The sequence below is a fragment of the Cyanobium sp. NIVA-CYA 375 genome (assembly GCF_056108345.1).
Genome location: NZ_JBSYHW010000134.1, coordinates 1 through 3,465, shown reverse-complemented (window position 1 = coordinate 3,465; position 3,465 = coordinate 1). Strand labels below are relative to the sequence as shown.

The 3,465-nt window shown below is 45.6% G+C and carries 1 protein-coding gene; it reads right to left on the bottom strand.

Annotated elements, in window-relative coordinates; genetic code table 11:
• The coding region (locus tag AC01FP_RS16545; RefSeq protein WP_474481763.1) for a DUF1998 domain-containing protein at nt 1-3,122 on the bottom strand (3,122 nt) is incomplete at its 3' end.
• Nucleotides 3,123-3,465 lie beyond the last annotated feature (343 nt).

Here is a 3,465-nt window from a genome sequence, read left to right as displayed (position 1 = left end):
CCGCTCATGGCGCTACCCTTAATCAAGGCCGCCTGAATGGCAGCCAAGGAGTGACAACTTTCCTGAAAGTCACCGGGAAGAACAACAATAGTCGTTGGATCAGCTAGCTCTTCAAGGGAAACAAGCCTCGCTTTGTGTTGGATGCTTGAGAGCCTATTAAGAACAGCAGTTACGCCTTCTTCACTGCGAGTCTCCAGGCAATGGATGATCTCACCCGAGCCATCTCGAAGCAAACGGTAGGCGCAACGAGAAGGATAGGATGAGCTGAAGCAGAATTCATCATGTTCAATACAGTCAGATACATAAAGCCTTAACACACCCTGATCAATCCATTGAGAGAAACGCTTCCGCAATACGGCGTTGGAATGGATGGTGCTGGCCTGAGGTAGGGATGAAAGTATCAGTTGCAGCGGTGTGCCCGTCATACGATTTTCATCTATTGCACGAACAAGATTTCCAATATTCATCGAGACATTCATCTGCTTTAAGGCAAAGAATGATTGGTTACGCGCGAATCGTGATGCTCTTGTGAGCAAAGGATCGACCCGTGTTAAATCGATGTAATTTGAATTGGGTGCGAATTGGATTTGATATTTATCTGGAACCAGCTGTTCCACAAGTGGTTGCAAGAAGTTTATGACCTTATGTCGATCTAGCTCTTCGTGAAAAGATTGATTAGAGTAGGTTCGTAGACAATCATAGCAACTAGAGGCACAAGTGCAGGAGCTTACCAATGAAAGAGTTCGTTCCAGTACTTCTTGGAATCGTTCCGCGATACGTTTGCTATGACCGGCGCCAGAGGGAACGTTGTCGTAAATGACAAGCTGGGTAACTCCTTCTTCTTCAGCAACTGGCATGAAGAGACCGTCCAATTCATCTCTGTCCACATCCACCACTTGTGAGGCTGCAGCAAGAACTGCATAGGTAAGAGAACGCCAGAAAGTAAGACCACCAAGGTCTTCAGTTTGCTCAGAATCATCCTCCGAAACAACAATATCTTCAGATTGAACATTCCGAACATTCCCGTAAAGGGGAGGTGGACTGGCTGAATCTGTAAACCTAATTTTTACCAAATCGCTGGTAAATGTATGAGCTAGATGGAGATTCTGGTATCGGCCTTGGCAACTCGCCTGAGTGTAAGGATTGACGTGCGGTATTGCTGTAGATGACTCGGGCCGGCGTCGAGTGAGGAGATGGGAAAGATCAAGACCACAATTCATGCAGAGTGGATACCCAGGATTGGCAAAGCCTTTTACACGACTACTAGGGCCCTGATTTGATAGAAAGAATTCGCCTGCAGTACTTGAAGTCGTTTCAAAAAAGCGGGTTTTGACTGGTGCAGCATCTTGATCTGAATTGGCGAGAAACACCTGCGATGTGAATTGGCGTTTAGGCTTGCGTGTTGGGGTAACTTCGGGTTCTTTCGACCAATCTGTTGTAAATGCGCGGGGGATCTTATAGGCTTTTGAAAAACGTGATTGTGATGATCTTGAGCCACGTATTTTTCTTTTATTAATACCAGACTTACAAATGGGGCAGCAGGGCTCAGGCTGAGAAGGATCACGCAAGCGCTCATCGATAGGGTCTTCTGTACTTGCGCTAATAAAATAGTTGCAGTCTTGGCAGACCCAGTAAAAGCGGCGCTCAAGATCATTGGGACGGTAGACAGCAACACTGCGGTGGAGACGATCAGCAACAATGATTTCCTGCCCTGGTGCATATTCACTTAGTGCTCTTCTCCTGTCACGCTGCAGTTTGTGCTTTGAGTCGTTTCTAGCGCGATCAAATGACTCTGTGTTCGATCGGGTGTAGAGTTGAACGACATCAATAGGGAATCCGTAGATAGGTGTAATACTGGATTTGGCCAACTCTTCGTGAAGAGTACGACTACGTACCTTCGCTATCTGGATTTCGATGGCATCTAAAATTCTTCCATATTGTCTTTTGAGTTTGCGAGACTCTGGATCAGTTTTCCCACGTAAGTCGTCGGATTTGTCCTGGACCTGGACATAGTAGTCCACATGCCCATTCCAATCTATCTGCTGGGAACTACAGAAGCCTTTTACGCCAAAAATCAAATCAGAAAAATAATCAAGGAACGCATCAGGAGTCTCGGCAGAACCTAACGTTTCCAGCCAGTATTTAACACGTCCTAATGCTTCATCATCACGAAGCCACTTCGAGAAATGTACAGCAAGTGAATGCTCAGGCAGAGTACTCTCTTCTACAGAGTCACTACTAAGACCAAGATACTCACCAATAGATACTTTCTCAGCCCCTTTTGCAGTATATTCATGGAGGAATGAAGAGAAAAGTTCGCCATGGATATGCCGACGTTGTATTGAAAAGTTATTGGCCTCAAAGGAGGGAACTTGATTGGCACCGTCAATTAAACGGGATGGATTGTCAAAGTAATAGCGATCATGTGGCCTACGTTGACCATACATTAAAGTTACCGCAACGCCATCGGTGCGCCGGCCAGCTCGACCTGCTCTTTGCTGATAGTTACTGACGTATGGCGGGAAATTCCGCAAAGCAACGACTTGTAGTTCACCAATGTCAACACCCATCTCTAAGGTTGTAGATGCACTCAAAAGATTTGTCTTCCCTTGCCTGAATCGATTTTCGCGTAATGAAAGTTCATCAGTGTCGATCTGTGCCGTATGCTCTTCTGCTCTAAGAGGGAGGGGGGAGCGGCGGATAAGTTCTCGATAATGATCAGAAGAAGCATCTGTGATCTTTATTGCAGCAAGTGTTCCTTTGCACTGGTAGGAGGGACAGCTGAAATACGAAGGGTTTGATACAATAGAAAGATCATTTAAATGGGGGATGTGAAACTTTTGACGGCAACAGGGGCATTGAAACCAGTCCGAATCTGATTGGAAGAGATTAAAGAGTTCCCAATTGAGCTGCTTTGCATCGGCTAAATCAACCAGCAGCCGGTCCGCCACAAGCAGCTCATAAAGTTTGAAAAGAGATTCCTTGTTGCAAGATTCACCAAAGAACTTGGAAATATAGGAAATGATCCTGTTCTGCTGACGATGTTCCCGGCTGGAGTTCCCAACCATCCGTGGAAGAAAACGAATTACATGCTTGTCTTTAACACTCTTGCTGAGCTTCAAACAAGCCTTAGGTCTGTTTTGTCCGTCCAGGGCAGAAGGTATCTTTATCCCCGGGGCAGAGCTCCCACCTGTTTCAGGAAAGTAGTTTGAGGATCCTGTAAGATTTACTGCTCCCAATAACCGAATCTGATCTGTCAATACGGTAAGAAAGATTTGCGCAATTCCTACTGAATCTGATGATTCTATCTTAAATGTATCTATAACTCCTTGGATAGTACTCTTTTTAAATGAGCTAATGTGGCATGCAAGAATACCTAATGACTCAATTGAGGGCACCTCGAAAAAAGAGGAATTCCAAGCCTGCAGTCATCTACAAAAAAACGCCTTACGGCGCCAAGGGGTC